The 15649-nt window shown below is 45.1% G+C and carries 12 protein-coding genes; 11 read left to right on the forward strand and 1 reads right to left on the reverse strand.

The window, feature by feature from the left end; genetic code table 11:
• Position 1 precedes the first annotated feature (1 nt).
• The 5 genes from panC to DWW70_RS13795 are packed head-to-tail and all read left to right on the forward strand — an operon-like array spanning position 2 to position 5000.
• A complete protein-coding gene (panC, locus tag DWW70_RS13775) occupies positions 2–847 on the forward strand; it encodes a pantoate--beta-alanine ligase (RefSeq protein WP_015535078.1) in 846 nt (281 codons plus the stop codon).
• A gap of 35 nt (positions 848–882) precedes the next feature.
• Positions 883–2103, forward strand: a complete 1221-nt coding sequence (gene coaBC / locus DWW70_RS13780) for a bifunctional phosphopantothenoylcysteine decarboxylase/phosphopantothenate--cysteine ligase CoaBC (protein WP_055223400.1) — start codon at positions 883–885, stop codon at positions 2101–2103.
• Between the two features lie 13 nt (positions 2104–2116).
• Positions 2117–2581 carry a VanZ family protein gene (locus DWW70_RS13785; RefSeq protein ID WP_055223402.1) on the forward strand — a complete coding sequence of 155 codons (465 nt, stop codon included), beginning with the start codon at positions 2117–2119 and terminating at the stop codon, positions 2579–2581.
• Positions 2568–2882: a hypothetical protein gene (locus tag DWW70_RS13790; RefSeq protein ID WP_015535076.1), complete on the forward strand. Its 315-nt coding sequence runs from the start codon at positions 2568–2570 to the stop codon at positions 2880–2882. Before DWW70_RS13785 ends, DWW70_RS13790 begins: the two co-directional genes overlap by 14 nt.
• Positions 2883–2894: 12 nt before the next feature.
• The gene (locus DWW70_RS13795; protein WP_117874933.1) at positions 2895–5000 is read left to right on the forward strand and encodes an aminopeptidase; all 2106 of its coding nucleotides are present in this window, start codon (positions 2895–2897) and stop codon (positions 4998–5000) included.
• Positions 5001–5091: 91 nt separating this feature from the next.
• Here the strand turns inward: DWW70_RS13795 and DWW70_RS13800 are convergent, their stop codons facing one another.
• A complete protein-coding gene (locus DWW70_RS13800; RefSeq protein ID WP_117874931.1) occupies positions 5092–7401 on the reverse strand; it encodes a diguanylate cyclase in 2310 nt (769 codons plus the stop codon).
• Positions 7402–7626: 225 nt separating this feature from the next.
• Between DWW70_RS13800 and purM the strand changes: the two genes are divergently transcribed.
• The 6 genes from purM (at position 7627) to radA (ending at position 15264) form a co-directional block, all read left to right on the forward strand.
• Complete coding sequence (gene purM / locus DWW70_RS13805; protein ID WP_022216884.1) at positions 7627–8652, forward strand: phosphoribosylformylglycinamidine cyclo-ligase; 1026 nt, start codon at positions 7627–7629, stop codon at positions 8650–8652.
• Positions 8646–9272, forward strand: coding sequence for a phosphoribosylglycinamide formyltransferase (gene purN / locus DWW70_RS13810; protein ID WP_117874929.1), 627 nt, complete (start codon positions 8646–8648; stop codon positions 9270–9272). The genes purM and purN overlap by 7 nt, the downstream gene beginning before the upstream one ends.
• Positions 9273–9283: 11 nt before the next feature.
• Positions 9284–10555 (forward strand): phosphoribosylamine--glycine ligase, encoded by a 1272-nt coding sequence (gene purD, locus DWW70_RS13815; protein WP_022216882.1) that lies wholly within the window; start codon positions 9284–9286, stop codon positions 10553–10555.
• A gap of 188 nt (positions 10556–10743) precedes the next feature.
• The gene (locus DWW70_RS13820) at positions 10744–13227 is read left to right on the forward strand and encodes an ATP-dependent Clp protease ATP-binding subunit (protein ID WP_117874927.1); all 2484 of its coding nucleotides are present in this window, start codon (positions 10744–10746) and stop codon (positions 13225–13227) included.
• A gap of 235 nt (positions 13228–13462) precedes the next feature.
• A complete protein-coding gene (locus tag DWW70_RS13825) occupies positions 13463–13879 on the forward strand; it encodes a hypothetical protein (protein ID WP_022216880.1) in 417 nt (138 codons plus the stop codon).
• Positions 13880–13902: 23 nt separating this feature from the next.
• On the forward strand, positions 13903–15264 hold the full coding sequence (radA, locus tag DWW70_RS13830) for a DNA repair protein RadA (RefSeq protein ID WP_022216879.1): 1362 nt from the start codon (positions 13903–13905) through the stop codon (positions 15262–15264).
• Positions 15265–15649 lie beyond the last annotated feature (385 nt).

Here is a 15649-nt window from a genome sequence, read left to right on the forward strand (position 1 = left end):
CATGGTAATTTTAAAGAAGATAGATGAGGTAAGAGCGCAGGTTAAAGAGTGGAAGAAGCAGGGACTTACAGTTGGTCTTGTTCCTACAATGGGTTATCTTCACGAGGGACATCAGAGTCTTATCAAGAAGTCAGTGGAGCAGAACGACAGAACAGTTGTAAGCGTATTTGTAAATCCTATACAGTTTGGACCAAACGAGGATCTTGAGAGCTATCCAAGAGATCTTGAGGCTGATGCAAAGCTCTGTGAGAGCACAGGTGCAGACATCATATTCAATCCGGAGCCTGAGGAGATGTACGCAGACGGCTTCGTGTCATTCATCAACATGACAGGACTTCCAAATGCACTCTGCGGACTTACACGTCCAATACATTTCAAGGGTGTATGTACAGTTGTAGGAAAGCTCTTCAATATAGTTACACCTGACAGAGCATACTTTGGACAGAAGGATGCCCAGCAGCTTGCCATCATCATGAGAATGGTCAAGGATCTGAACTTTGATATAGAGATAGTCGGCTGTCCGATCATAAGAGAGGCGGACGGACTGGCAAAGAGCTCAAGAAACATCTACCTCACACCAGAGGAGAGAAAGGCTGCAGTAGTTCTCAGCAAGGCCGTAAAGCTTGGTCAGGACATGATAGCTGACGGAGAGAGAGACGCAGCGAAGATCGTTGGTGAGATGAAGAAGCTCATCTCTGCTGAACCGCTTGCAACTATCGACTATGTAGAGATGGTCAATATGGATACCATGCAGTCCATAGAGAAGGCAGAAGGACATGTACTCTGTGCAATGGCAGTCAAGTTCGGCAAGGCGAGACTGATTGACAACTTTATAGCTGAGTTATAGAATACAGCCTTTGAAGAAAGGATAAAATACACAGTATGTTAAAAGGAAAGACAGTAGTTCTCGGAGTCACAGGAAGCATTGCGGCATATAAGATAGCCAATCTGGCAAGTATGCTGGTGAAAAAGCATGCGGATGTGCATGTCATCATGACGGAGAACGCAACAAACTTTATCAATCCGATCACATTTGAGACGCTCACAGGCAACAAATGCCTGGTCGATACATTTGACAGGAATTTCCAGTTCAACGTGGAGCACGTAGCACTGGCAAAGAGGGCGGATGTGTTCATGGTGGCACCTGCGTCGGCCAATATAATCGGCAAGATAGCGGGGGGAATAGCAGACGATATGCTCAGCACAACGATCATGCCGGCAAAATGTCCTAAGATCATAGCACCGGCCATGAATACCGGAATGATAGAGAATCCTATAGTACAGGACAATATAAAGAAGCTTGAGTCATATGGATATGAGATAGTGGAATCCGCAACTGGATACCTTGCATGTGGAGACACAGGCAAGGGCAAGCTCCCTGATGCGGAGGTTCTTCAGGATTATATCCTTAAGGCCATAGCGAAAGAAAAGGATATGGCCGGGGTGAGACTTCTGGTTACGGCAGGCCCTACCCGTGAGGCCATAGACCCGGTCAGATATATAACGAATCACTCCACAGGCAAGATGGGATATGCCATTGCCAGACAGGCCATGCTCAGAGGGGCGGACGTCACCCTGGTCACAGGCAAGGTGGAGATAGAACCGCCGAGATTTGTCAATGTGGTTGACATAACATCGGCTCAGGATATGTACGAGGCTGTCATGGACAGAAGTACAGAGCAGGACGTGATCATCAAGGCTGCTGCGGTGGCTGATTACAGGCCTGCAGAGGTGGCAGAACACAAGATCAAGAAGGCTGATGGAGACATGAGCATCAAGCTTTCGAGAACGAAGGATATTCTGCTTGCACTTGGAAATCAGAGAATTGAAAAGGGGATACAGGATCAGATCATCTGCGGATTCTCCATGGAGACGAGGGATCTCATAGAGAATTCAAGGAAGAAGATAGATTCAAAGCATATAGATCTTATTGCGGCAAATAATTTAAAGGTCGCAGGGGCGGGATTTGGTGTTGATACCAATGTTCTCACTCTCATTACAAGGGACAGTATCAGTGAACTTCCGATGATGTCAAAGGAAGAGTGTGCAGACATGCTTCTTGACAGAATAATGGAGATGCGTAAAGTTGCAGACCTGTCCTGACAGGAGTAATATTTTGAAGCAGATAGATAGAAAAAAACTCAGGGCTGTGTGCTCTGTGTTGTTTGTGCTTTATATAATCTGTATCGTTTACTTTCTTATTTTCAGCGATATGTTTGGCAGAGGGGGATATGATGAACGCAGATACAATCTTCACCCTCTGCAGGAAATACAGCGATTTATTACATACGGTGATCAGATGTCGCCAATGAGTGTATTTCTGAATCTCTATGGCAATATAATCGCATTTATACCGTTTGGTATGTTGCTCAGATGGGCGAGAAATAAGAACACGACATTTGTACAGGCTCTGCTGTACTCTCTGGGATTTACACTTGTCATAGAGACGGTGCAGTACATAACCAAACTGGGTGTGTTCGATATCGATGACATCATCATGAATACGCTTGGTGGAGTCATAGGATATTGTATATATTACGTTACAGCAAAACTTATCAGGAGATATCATGCAAAGAAGTAAGGAATTCAAAGTTTCGACACCGGGTCTGCCGACGGACACCATAATTGGATACTTTCTGGGCGGATTTGGCGGAGTGTTTGTGGTCATATCCATCATAAAATCCATACTTACCCAGGGAAAGGTACAGAGGGTGTACGGAGTCCTCATGGTCAGCGCGATGCTGATGGCATTTACAGGCCTGGTATTCTCGGCCATAGGCTACAGGGCGGACAACGGAGGTATAACAAACAAGAAGATGGCGATCATACTTAATGTTATAGTTCTTGGAGCGTCTGTTATATTTTTATTGATGGGATTATAGAAAGGGCATGCGATGAATTATTATAAGAATCTTACAGAAGAATATGATGATATAGAAGAGCGCTATGAGCTTATCATGGAACGTGTGAGACAGATAATCCATGAATCGCTGGTAAAGGAGCCGTACAGAGATTATTTCAGTCATGTTGCCGGATTTATAGCTAGAATAGGAGATGTTCTGGAACTGGTAAAAAATGACGCACTGCCAGACAGGAGCCTTGATCAGCTTCAGGCGATGAACCATGGGCTGTACAATGACATACTGGGAGACAACTACAATAGAAGCTATGCAAATTACAGATATATCATGGGTGAGTTTTCAAAGGATTACACCCGTGACAAAGAGGAGATAAAGCGCATCGCCCAGCTTCTGGGATTTGTGTACAACGAGATAAGAGGAATGACAGTGTACGCATTTGAGGGCAGAGTGGTTGACATAACTTTGTTTGCGGAGCTGTTTGTCCAGATATATTTCATGTTTCAGGATGATTTTTCCGTGAAGGATCTGGAATCCGCTGTGTATTATTTTGAGAACGATTATGCCGAGTTCTGGATTACGTACAGGATAAGAGAGCAGCTTGACCCTGATCTCACATTTGCGACGGATATCATTATGAACAGCGATTTGGGCGATGTCACGTATCTGTACAGATATGGAGAGTATGTTGGAAAAAATGAGATCGACACGGCGATTTTCATGAGTACCCTGCCGGATTCAGAGATAGAGGCCATGGCAAGAACATTCACCAAGGGCTACAGACTGGGATTCGAGGCTGCCGGAATAGATCTCTCGAAGAAGAAAACTGTAAATATCCGATATTTCCTTGGACAGGAGAGGATGATAAGAGCCGCGATACTGCAGTTTGAGCAGATGGGTCTGAGGCCGATATGCTACCGATATGCGGCAAACAGGATCAACAGGAGACTTATACACAGGATAGGTTATTCGTCAAGCGTTCCTAACAGACAGCTCGAGTACGATCACAGGATGGATGAGGCACTCTTCATGGACAAGAAGCTCATGGAGAGAAAGCTGGAGGTGCTCAGACAGGCATACAAGAATATGGCCTATGAGGCTTCAGTATATGCGGGCCCTGCGGTGGTCGAGGTGTTCGGCGAGAACCCATTTGAGCCGGAGAACAGTGAACTGAATCCTGTGCTCGACAAGAAACAGCAGGAGGCTGCGATCTCATACCGCACAATGAGTTCACAGATCGTAAATGAATATATAGCCCAGGATCAGTGCAGCTTCACTATAATAGCATACCCTGTGCCGGAGATTGGAGATAGATACAGAGATATATTCAGGGATACTGTCAGGATCAACACACTGGACAATGATCTGTTCAGGGCGATCCATCAGAGTATGATAGATGAGCTTGATAAGGCTGAACACGTGAGGGTTGTCGGTCAGGGAGCAAATGTGACTGATATGACCGTTATGATGCACGAGATGACAGATCCATCGAAGGAGACCAACTTTGAGAACTGCGTAGCCGATGTGAATATACCTGTTGGAGAGGTGTTCACTTCACCGAAGCTCACCGGAACCCACGGAATATTAAACGTAAGTGAAGTATTCCTAGACGGCCTGAAATATGTGAATCTCAAGCTTACATTTGAGGATGGAAAAATAGCGGACTATACATGTGACAACTATCCGGATACGGAGAAGAACAAGGCGTATATAAAGGAGAATCTTCTGGGCGGAAGGGATACACTTCCTATAGGAGAGTTTGCAATAGGAACAAATACGACAGCATACGTCATGGCAAACAAATATGACATAGTGTATAAACTGCCTATCCTCATAGTTGAGAAGATGGGACCGCATTTTGCTGTGGGAGATACATGCTATAGCTGGAGTGAGGAAAATGTGCTCCACAATCCTGATGGCAAGGAGATCGTGGCAAAGGACAATGAGTGTTCTATTCTGAGAAAAACAGATGTGTCAAAGGCGTATTTCAACTGCCATACAGACATAACAATACCTTACGATGAGATAGGAGGAATATATTCCGTTCATCCGGATGGAACTGAAGTTCCGATCATCGAGAAGGGCAGATTTGTCCTGCCGGGAACAGAGAAGCTCAATGAAGCGCTGGATCAGGCAAAGTAGACCTATAGGACAAAAAGAGACAGATATCTATTTCGGTCGAAATAAATATCTGTCTCTCTTTATGTATATATCTTTGTTCTGATACTGAAGATTACTTCAGTATGGACATTCTCTTGTATCTCTTGTTTGAGTAAAGTGCCGTGTCTGCCTGTGAGAGTAGATCCTCGATGGTCTGTTCTCCATCGCAGACAAATTCAGTAACACCAACGCTCATCTCTATGAAGTATGGCTTGCCACAGGTTGCGTTCAGCTCGGCTGAGAAATCCTTGATCTTGCGCTGCACTTCGGTGACGTAATCGGAGTCGTCTATAAATGCAAAGCATACGAACTCATCGCCGCCTATTCTACCGATGACATCATGTGGACCAAAGCTCTGGGACAGGATGTTCGCGATGTTCTTGAGGGCGAAGTCACCGTCCTTGTGTCCAAATTTGTCATTTACAACTTTCAGTGAATCCATATCAGCGAAGAGAAGTATGGCCTTCATTCCACAGTTTGACGGAATGTTGATATAGTATTCAACCCGCTCCATAAATCCACGTCTGTTATATATACCCGTCAGCTCATCTGATGTCGACAGGTGGTTCAGAAGCTCGTTCTTCTCGTGGATCTCGTTCAGAGACATCCTGAGCTGTTCCTGCGTGATGTTCTGCTCACGGAGCAGCGACATATATTTCAGTGCTGCACCGAGCTGCAGGCTGGTGGAATATATGGAACTGAAGTGAGCCACATCTGTGTTGCATATGAACACTCCGTGTTGATCCTCGTTTGTAAATATAGGAACTATGACGGATGTAAAACGCTTGTCATAGTATGTATATTCGTTGTCAAAAATTTCTACAGAAGGAACCCTTCTGGACTCTCCGAAAAGCACCTGACAATTGTTCGGGTTGAAGAAAGCCTGAAGGAAGACTGACTTTGGAACGATCCAGCTTCCCGTGTCTGTGATGCGCACAGGATCGTCGTATGTGTAGATGTAAGCTCCTTCGTAATTCAGCCCCTGAAGCTTGTGGAGGATGGATGTGTATGTCTTGCCAAGATCCTCGCCGTATGTCAGGGTGTCACGGGTTATGTATATTGATGACCAGCCCATCATCTTGTTCTCGTATATCGTGTTGTAAAGCTGATTCGAGATGAAGAGTGATATGGTGTTGGTTATGGTCGTGTTAAGTCTGTTGAACTGGAGACTCTTGGCTGCAGACAATTTACAGCTTGAGAAGATGGAAGCCAGTTCACGGAACATGTATGCTGTTTTCTGGACAGAATAAAAATCGGTCAGGTCAGATTCGAGAATACATTTGAGTTCATCGATGATCTTGTTCTGTGGATACTCCGTATCAATGTCGCTCTTGATCACGGATACTATATCAATGAGTATCCTGTTGTATGCGGACATGACCTTGGATGCGTAGAATGAATCTGCAATCTCACCGAAGAGACGGCCATCAAGAATATCGATGATGTCTGGTATATCCAGATCCAGCAAATGTCTGCCATCCTTCATCAGGTCATTCTCTGTGCACAGATGACAGCAGCAGGACAGTCTGTTTATAAGTCTGGAATCCAAAGCCTCGGATTTCATGTTGCCGGTCTGGGCAAGTCTCACCGCCGCATACACTGCACGGAAACCGAGCTCACAGGAATTGATATTGACTGTGGTGAGGGGGGGATCCATGTTGACGGAAGATGGTGAATCGTCAAAACCGATGACTGACATGGTTTCTCCTATGCGTATTCCTCTGGACTTGAGTTCTGCATAACCGCCTATTGCCATGCGATCATTTGCAAATACGATGGCATCGGCATCCGGGTTTACATCCAGAAGCTGTGCAGTCTCCTCCTGACAGTATTCTGCGAAGTCGCCGTGTATTATCATGCGGTCCTCAACGCTGAGTCCGTTCTCAGAGAGAACCTCTCTGTATATCTTGAGTCTGAGATTGCTGTCGGTGTTGTCATCCTTGCCGGCAACAAAGCATATATGCTTTCTCTTGTGTTCTTTTATGAGATGTTCTATGGCATCCCTCATTCCTCTTGAATTGTCTGTTCTGATGCATGGATATCCCGGAAGCTTCTCCTCCAGTGTGAGGATAGGTATTCCATCAAAATGGGAAAGGAAAGAATTCATGTCCTTCTCCGATAACAGAGATGATATAGCTCCGACGGAGATGATAAGTGCGTCCAGACACTCAGGATGTGCATAGTAGAAAATCGAATTATACTGGTAATCATACAGTTGATTGGCAGGATCATAAAAGGAGGCATTCAGAAACATGCCCGGAAATACGATGAGATTGCAGTCAAGTTCCTTTGCTGCGTATTCAGCTCCTTTGCAAACCTCTGTTGCGTAATCGTTATCAATATGACATGTAAAAATACCGATGTTCAATCTGTTGTTGGTCATGCGGGTGCTCCTTTAGTAACTGCTTTTGCTGTAGTATAATCGACTGTTATATATTGCGGATAGCTATAATCACAATATATTGTGATTATACCACACGTTCACCACATTATCAATTTGTAATCATCTCAATCTTTACAAAGTATTCGATATAATCTATAATTTATTGGAATATTTGAAAAGGTGCCGGTGCGCCTTGTACAAAACAGATAACAGGAGGATAAGAAATTGGATTACAAGAATGCCGGAGTAGATATTGAAGCTGGATACAAGTCTGTGGAGCTTATGAAGAAGCATATCAAGACAACCATGAGACCCGAGGTACTTGGCGGAATTGGTGGATTCGCAGGAGCTTTCAGTCTCGCTAAGATCAAGGATATGGAAGAGCCTATACTTCTGTCAGGAACAGATGGATGCGGAACAAAGGTTCAGCTCGCTTATATTATGGATAAGCATGACACCATCGGAATCGACGCAGTGGCAATGTGTGTGAATGATATCGCATGCTCTGGTGGAGAGCCACTTTTCTTCCTTGACTATATAGCATGTGGCAAGAACTATCCTGAGAAGATTGCAACTATAGTAAGCGGCGTTGCAGAGGGATGCAACCAGTCAGGAGCTGCCCTCGTAGGTGGTGAGACAGCAGAACATCCGGGACTTATGCCTGAGGATGAGTACGACCTTGCAGGATTTGCAGTAGGTGTTGTTGAGAAGAAGGATCTTATTACAGGAGAGAGCATTAAGCCTGGAGATACACTTATAGGTATCGCTTCAAGTGGAGTGCACAGCAACGGTTTCTCACTTGTAAGAAAGGTTTTCGAGATGACAAAGGAATCTCTTGATACATATTACGACGAGCTTGGCAAGACACTCGGTGAGGCACTTATTGAGCCTACAAGAATCTATGTAAAGGCTCTCAAGTCAGTGAAGGATGCAGGCATTACGATCAAGGGATGCAGTCACATCACAGGTGGTGGATTCTATGAGAATATCCCAAGAATGCTTCCAGACGGAGTTCGTGCTCAGGTTAAGAAGGATTCATATGAGGTACCGGCTATATTCAAGCTTCTCGCAAAGAAAGGCGATATAGATGAGCATATGATGTACAACACATACAACATGGGAGTTGGTATGTGTCTTGCTATAGACCCTGCAGACGCAGATAAGACTATTGCAGCTATAGAAGCTGCCGGCGACAAGGCATTTGTTCTCGGTACAGTTGTAGCTGGTGAAAAGGGAGTAGACTTATGCTAAAGGTTGCAGTTCTGGTATCAGGCGGCGGAACCAATCTTCAGGCCATCATAGATGCCATAGATAATAAAGTCATAACAGATACGGAGATAGTTGCGGTCATAAGCAACAATAAGAATGCATTTGCTCTTGAGAGGGCGAAGAAGGTGGGAATAGCAGCGGAGGTCGTAAGCCCTAAGGATTACGAGGATAGAGCCAAGTTCAACGAGGCACTTCTCGCAAAGCTTCAGGAGACCGGAGCTGACCTTATAGTTCTCGCGGGATATCTCGTGGTCATACCTGAGATAGTGATAGATGCATATCCGAATAAGATAGTCAACATACACCCATCACTCATACCTGCATTCTGCGGAACAGGCTACTATGGACTCAAAGTTCATGAGGCAGCCCTTGCAAGAGGTGTCAAGGTAGTGGGTGCTACGGTTCATTTTGTCGACAAGGGCACTGACACAGGTCCGATCATCATGCAGAAGGCGGTTGCAGTACAGAATGGCGATACACCGAAAGCTCTGCAGCAGCGTGTGATGGAACAGGCTGAGTGGAAGCTTCTGCCTGCGGTTATAGACAAGATCGCCCATGGCAAAGTACATGTTGAAGATGGAATTGCAGTTGTAGAAGATTAGGAGGAATATCCATGAAAGTATTGGTAGTAGGAAGCGGCGGAAGAGAGCATGCTATAGTTACAAGTATTTCAAAGAGTGATAAAGTATCCAAGATATATTGTGCACCTGGCAACGCAGGTATCGCAGCACTTGCAGAGTGCGTTGATATAGGTGTGATGGATTTTGACAAGCTGGTTGCATTTGCAAAGGATAAGGCAGTCGATCTGGTTGTTGTTGCACCGGATGATCCGCTTGTTGCAGGTGCGGTCGATGCATTTGAGGCAGCCGGTATCAGAGCATTCGGACCTCGTGCAAATGCAGCGATCATAGAGGGCTCAAAGGCGTTCTCCAAGGATCTCATGAAGAAGTATGGCATACCTACAGCGGCTTATGAGAACTTTACAGATGCCGATTCAGCGCTCAAGTACCTTGAGACAGCCACATTCCCTATAGTTTTAAAGGCTGACGGGCTTGCACTCGGCAAGGGTGTTCTCATATGTAATGACCTTGAGGAGGCAAAGGCAGGCGTCAAGGAGATCATGCTTGACAAGCACTTTGGTTCAGCCGGAAATACCATGGTAATAGAGGAGTTCATGACAGGACGTGAGGTATCAGTCCTTTGCTTCTGTGATGGAACAACGATCAAGCCTATGACTTCAGCACAGGATCATAAGAGAGCAAAGGATGGAGATCAGGGACTCAACACAGGCGGAATGGGAACATTCTCCCCAAGTCCTTTCTATACAAAAGAGATAGACGAGTATTGCATGGAGAACATCTACAAGCCAACCATGGCTGCCATGAAGGCAGAGGGCAGAGAGTTCAAGGGAGTTCTGTTCTGCGGACTCATGATGACACCAAATGGTGTTAAGGTTCTCGAGTACAATGCAAGATTTGGCGATCCTGAGGCTCAGGTAGTTCTTCCTCGTATGAAGAATGATATTATCGATGTCATGGAGGCATGTATCGACGGAACACTTGATAAAGTTGATCTTCAGTTTGAGGACAATGCGGCAGTGTGCGTAGTTCTTGCATCAGACGGATACCCTGTATCATATGAGAAGGGCTATCCTATACATGGACTTGAGAAGTTTGACGGCAAGGATGACTACTTTGTATTCCATGCCGGCACAAAGTTTGACGGTGATCAGATCGTGACAAATGGCGGCCGTGTACTCGGTGTTACAGCAAAGGGCAAGGATCTTTTCGAGGCTCGTGCGAATGCATATGCTGCGACAGAGTGGATCACATTTGACAACAAGTACATGAGACATGATATAGGTAAGGCTATAGACGAGCAGTAATCTATAGATATATATTTACGGAAGAGGTTTTGAGAGAATTTGTCTCAAAACCTCTTTTGTATTCCTGTAATATATATGTTATAATGAAGCACGCTGATGCGTGCGTAGGTCATCGCGCTTACGCACGACGACATATGCTATAATGAAGCGCATAAAATCCTAGATTATTTAGATTTGAGGTGGACTGAATGAAATTACCGTACAGCAAAGAATCTGACATAGTTATAAAAGAGGCAAACAGGGTGGCGAGGAAGCTTGGACAGAATTTTGTCGGAAGCGAGCATTTTATCGTTGCACTGGCATCTGTAGCAGATACAACAGCGTACAGTATTCTGAACGAGAATGGTCTGGATATAGTTAAGATCATAGATGCGTTGAAGTATACATTGGAACCCGGTGGAGTAGTCACAGGGGAGAGAGACAAATATACGATGAGCGCAAGAAGGATTCTCGATGACTCACAGTATGAGGCGAGAAGACTCAATTCCCAGGAGGTGGGAACAGAGCATATCCTTCTGGCACTTATAAAGGAGACAGACTGTGTAGCTGTAAAGCTTATGGCATCAGAGAATGTAAATATCCAGAAGGTGTACACAGACATACTTCTGGCCTGTGGAAGCGATGCGAATACGGCAAAGAGAGAATATGCAGCACTGAAAAAGTCGAGAAATAAGAGCAAGACATCCACACCTACACTGGATCAGTATTCCAGAGATCTGACAGAGGAAGCACGGATGGGCAATATGGATCCGGTCATCGGACGTACAAAAGAGATAGAGAGAGTCATGCAGATACTCAGCAGACGAATGAAGAACAATCCATGTATGGTCGGAGAGCCGGGTGTTGGAAAGACTGCTGTTGTGGAGGGCATAGCATATCTCATAGCCCACGATGAAGTGCCAGATACTGTAAAGGGTAAAAGGCTTCTTTCGCTTGACCTTTCAAGCATGGTTGCCGGTTCCAAGTACAGAGGAGAGTTTGAGGACAGGATAAAGAAGGTCATCGGAGAGGTCATATCGGATGGCAATATCATATTGTTTGTGGATGAGCTCCACACACTCATAGGGGCGGGAGGCGCTGAGGGCGCAATAGATGCGTCCAATATACTGAAGCCGTCCCTGTCACGCGGCGAGATCCAGATGATAGGTGCTACGACTCTGAACGAATATCGGAAGTATATAGAGAAGGATGCGGCCCTTGAGAGAAGATTCCAGCCGGTGTACGTGGATGAGCCTACAAGGGATGAGGCAGTGGAGATACTCAAGGGACTCAGACCATGCTATGAGCAGCATCACAATGTCGATATAAGCGATGATGCGGTTGAAGCTGCGGTGGATCTGTCCATCAGATATATAACAGACAGATTCCTGCCGGACAAAGCCATAGATCTTATGGATGAGGCATGCTCCAGAAAGAGGCTCGGATTCTCATCGGACAGACATAATTATGAGAAGAAAAAGGCTGTGGAGGCTGAGCTTACAACGCTCAACGACGATCTGGAGAAGGCACTCATGGCTGGCAATATAGAGGCGGCGGCAGAGGTGAGCGCGAGACAGAAGGAGCTTGCAAAGAAGAATGCAAGAAAGCAGTCTTCCAGCCAGAGAAATATCACAGTTCAGGAGAACGATATTGCGGATGTTGTGTCCGTGTGGACCAAGATCCCTGTGAGCAAGCTCACGGAGAAGGAGTCAAAGAAGCTTGAACGCCTTGAGAGTGAACTTCACAAGAGGGTAGTTGGCCAGGAGGAGGCTGTTACAGCCGTATCACGTGCTATCAAGAGAAGCAGAGTCGGACTTAAGGATCCGAAGAGACCGATGGGATCATTTCTGTTCCTCGGACCTACAGGTGTCGGTAAGACAGAGCTTTCCAAGGCTCTTGCAGATATAGTATTTGGAAGTGAGGATGCCCTGATAAGAGTTGACATGTCGGAGTACATGGAGAAGCACAGCGTGTCCAAGATGATAGGTTCACCTCCGGGTTATGTAGGCTTTGAGGAGGGCGGACAGCTCAGTGAGAAGGTCAGGACCAATCCGTATTCTGTTGTGCTGTTTGACGAGATAGAGAAGGCGCACAGCGATGTGTTCAACATTCTCCTTCAGGTACTTGATGACGGACATATAACGGATTCCCAGGGAAGAAAGGTGGATTTCAAGAACACCATCATAATCATGACCTCCAATACAGGGGCACAGGGTATAGTTGACCCTAAGCAGCTTGGATTTGTCACGGTAAGCGATGAGACAAAGGAACATGAGAAGATGAAGAGCAATGTAATGGATGAGCTCAAGAGAACCTTCAAGCCGGAGTTCCTGAACAGAATAGACGACATAATCGTGTTCCATGCCCTGAGCGAGGCAAATGTAAAGGATATAACCGGACTTATGTTAAAGGAACTTAAGAACCGTGTCCAGACACAGATGGATATTGAGCTTAAGTTCACCGACCATGCAAAGAAATATATCTTTGGAAAAGGCTATGACAAGAAGTATGGAGCAAGACCACTCAAAAGGGCTATTCAGACATATGTGGAGGATGTGCTTGCGGAGGCGATGCTTAGAGGTGATGTCAAAAAAGGTGATACAGTCACAGTGTCAACGAAGAAAAAGAAGGAAGCCGACGGAAAAACCACTGAGAAAATATCACTTACAGCGAAACAAAAGACAGAGGAATGATGTCGGATTAGATATTTGTGATGTGAGCATGATATACAGTAGTGCCAAGTGCGGAAAAATAGCAGTAGAAATTAATATGAAATATTGGTGAAAATGCATAATTTTGTAGAAAAAAAGGATGCATTACTGTATAATGAAAATCACTAACGGATAGTATACAGAGATTATTGATATATATCAGGATATTATTGCGATAGAGTTCAGATCATACAAAAACAACAGGAGGATAAGATCAATGTCAGTAGTAAATGAATTGATAAATGCACAGGGGGAGTCATTGGAATTCGGTAATTATGAGCTTGGAGCAAAGACCAAGAAGGACGGTTTTGAGTTCCAGGGAGATATCTACAAGATAAAGACTTTCAACGAGATCACAAAGCTTGAGAAGAACGGAATGTTCGTATATGAGTCAGTACCGGGAACAGCAGTACATGGTTTCAAGGCTGATGAGAACGATGTTACATTTGTAGTTGAGGGACCAGAGAATGCGTCCATCACACTTGAGCTTGAGCCTGAGACAGAGTACAAGGTTCACGTAGACGATGTATATGTCGGCAAGAACAAGACCAACCTCGGTGGCAAGATGAGCATAAGCGTAGATCTTGAAGAGGGCAGACCAGTCAAGGTTGATGTTAAGAGAGCATTTGACTAATATAGCATACACAGGAGATATTTATGGCAAAAGGAAAACAGGTGTTTTTTTGCCAGGAATGTGGATTCGAATCGACAAAATGGATGGGACAGTGTCCCGGCTGTAAAGCGTGGAATTCATTTTGCGAGGAGAAAGTGACAGTAGGCGCCAAGAGCCAGTCCGGTAGAAGGGCTGTCGTGGCGCCTACAAGCATTTTGGAGGTGGAGACCACCGACGAGACGCGTTTTACCACAGGAATAGGCGAATTAAACAGAGTATTAGGCGGCGGGATAGTGAGCGGATCCCTTGTGCTGGTGGGAGGAGATCCAGGTATAGGTAAATCCACCATATTGCTGCAGATGTGCAGGAATATGTCAGAGATGGGACAGAAGATACTTTATGTGTCAGGTGAGGAGTCCCTTTCACAGATAAAGATGAGGGCAGAGCGTATCGGAAATTTTACAAAGGATATGCTGCTTCTCTGTGTCAACAATCTCGAGGATGTGGAGGAGTATGTCAAGAAGGACACTCCAAAGGTCATTGTTATAGATTCCATACAGACCATAGTTACGGATGACGTGGAGTCTGCACCGGGAAGTGTATCCCAGGTAAAGGAAGTTACAGCCAGACTCATGAGGATGGCGAAGCAGACAGGGATCGCCATATTCATAGTAGGACATGTTACCAAAGAGGGAACCGTGGCAGGCCCAAGAACCCTTGAACATATGGTAGATACAGTTCTCTATTTCGAGGGCGAGCGTAATGCCGGGTTTAGAGTCCTTCGTGCAGTAAAGAACAGATTTGGCTCGACAAATGAGATCGGTGTATTTGAGATGAAGGGAACCGGACTTGCAGAGGTGAAGAATCCGTCACAGCTTATGCTGGATGGAAGACCTGATGACACATCCGGGTCTGTAGTAGTATGTACAATGGAAGGAACAAGACCGATATTGCTTGAGATCCAGGCTCTGGTGTGCCAGTCAAGCTTCAATCTGCCAAGAAGAACAAGTGTGGGACTCGACTACAACAGGGTAAATCTCTTGCTTGCTGTTCTTGAGAAGAGAGGCGGCATAGTTATGGCGGGCTGTGATGCATATGTGAATATAGCCGGAGGTATGCGCCTTGATGATCCGTCGGCAGATCTGGGAATAGTATTTGCTCTTGTATCAAGCTTCAAGAACCGTGCCATACCTTCTGATATGGTCATGTTCGGAGAGATGGGACTTTCAGGCGAAGTGCGTGGAGTGTCAGGTGCTGAGCAGAGAGTACGCGAGGCCGCAAAGATGGGATTTAAGACCTGCATCATACCGAGATCCAATCTGGACAATGTGAAGAAGATGAAAGACCTTGGAGACATGAAGGTGGTAGGTGTCGCAAATATACAGCAGGCACTGGAGTATATATAGAAGAAAATATTCAATCATATAAAGCACGATAATAGCGGTGAGCATGGCCACAGTATCATTTGGTATTGTGGCCAAAATTATTTCGTGTAAAATTCAATAAAAGTGCTTGACTTTGCCAAATGATGGTGGTATCTTATAAAAGCTGTCGCGTGAGACGGTGTCAAAAACTTCTATAAAGTATCAGATTTTGAGATTTATTCGTTATATAATCACCTGGTTATGATACGAAATCAGTTTATAAGAGCTGATGAAATAACTTGAAAAAAGATGAAAAAAGTTGTTGACATTAAAAAATGAATGTGATAGTATTTAGAAGTTGTCGCTGAGAGGCGAGAACACAAAGAACCTTGAAAAATTAACAACATGACAACCCTGAAATTCCAAA

It is taken from the genome of Coprococcus sp. AF16-5 (genome assembly GCF_003479365.1).
Classification (GTDB): Bacteria; Bacillota; Clostridia; order Lachnospirales; family Lachnospiraceae; genus Coprococcus; species Coprococcus aceti.

Bases quoted from the DNA above. Each gene is read 5' to 3' on its own strand.
- DWW70_RS13820 (WP_117874927.1), top strand. From the start codon at position 10,744: ATGAAATTACCGTACAGCAAAGAATCTGACATAGTTATAAAAGAGGCA.
- DWW70_RS13800 (WP_117874931.1), bottom strand. From the start codon at position 7,401: ATGACCAACAACAGATTGAACATCGGTATTTTTACATGTCATATTGAT.
- purD (WP_022216882.1), top strand. From the start codon at position 9,284: ATGAAAGTATTGGTAGTAGGAAGCGGCGGAAGAGAGCATGCTATAGTT.
- purN (WP_117874929.1), top strand. From the start codon at position 8,646: ATGCTAAAGGTTGCAGTTCTGGTATCAGGCGGCGGAACCAATCTTCAG.
- DWW70_RS13795 (WP_117874933.1), top strand. From the start codon at position 2,895: ATGAATTATTATAAGAATCTTACAGAAGAATATGATGATATAGAAGAG.
- radA (WP_022216879.1), top strand. From the start codon at position 13,903: ATGGCAAAAGGAAAACAGGTGTTTTTTTGCCAGGAATGTGGATTCGAA.
- panC (WP_015535078.1), top strand. From the start codon at position 2: ATGGTAATTTTAAAGAAGATAGATGAGGTAAGAGCGCAGGTTAAAGAG.
- DWW70_RS13825 (WP_022216880.1), top strand. From the start codon at position 13,463: ATGTCAGTAGTAAATGAATTGATAAATGCACAGGGGGAGTCATTGGAA.
- coaBC (WP_055223400.1), top strand. From the start codon at position 883: ATGTTAAAAGGAAAGACAGTAGTTCTCGGAGTCACAGGAAGCATTGCG.
- DWW70_RS13790 (WP_015535076.1), top strand. From the start codon at position 2,568: ATGCAAAGAAGTAAGGAATTCAAAGTTTCGACACCGGGTCTGCCGACG.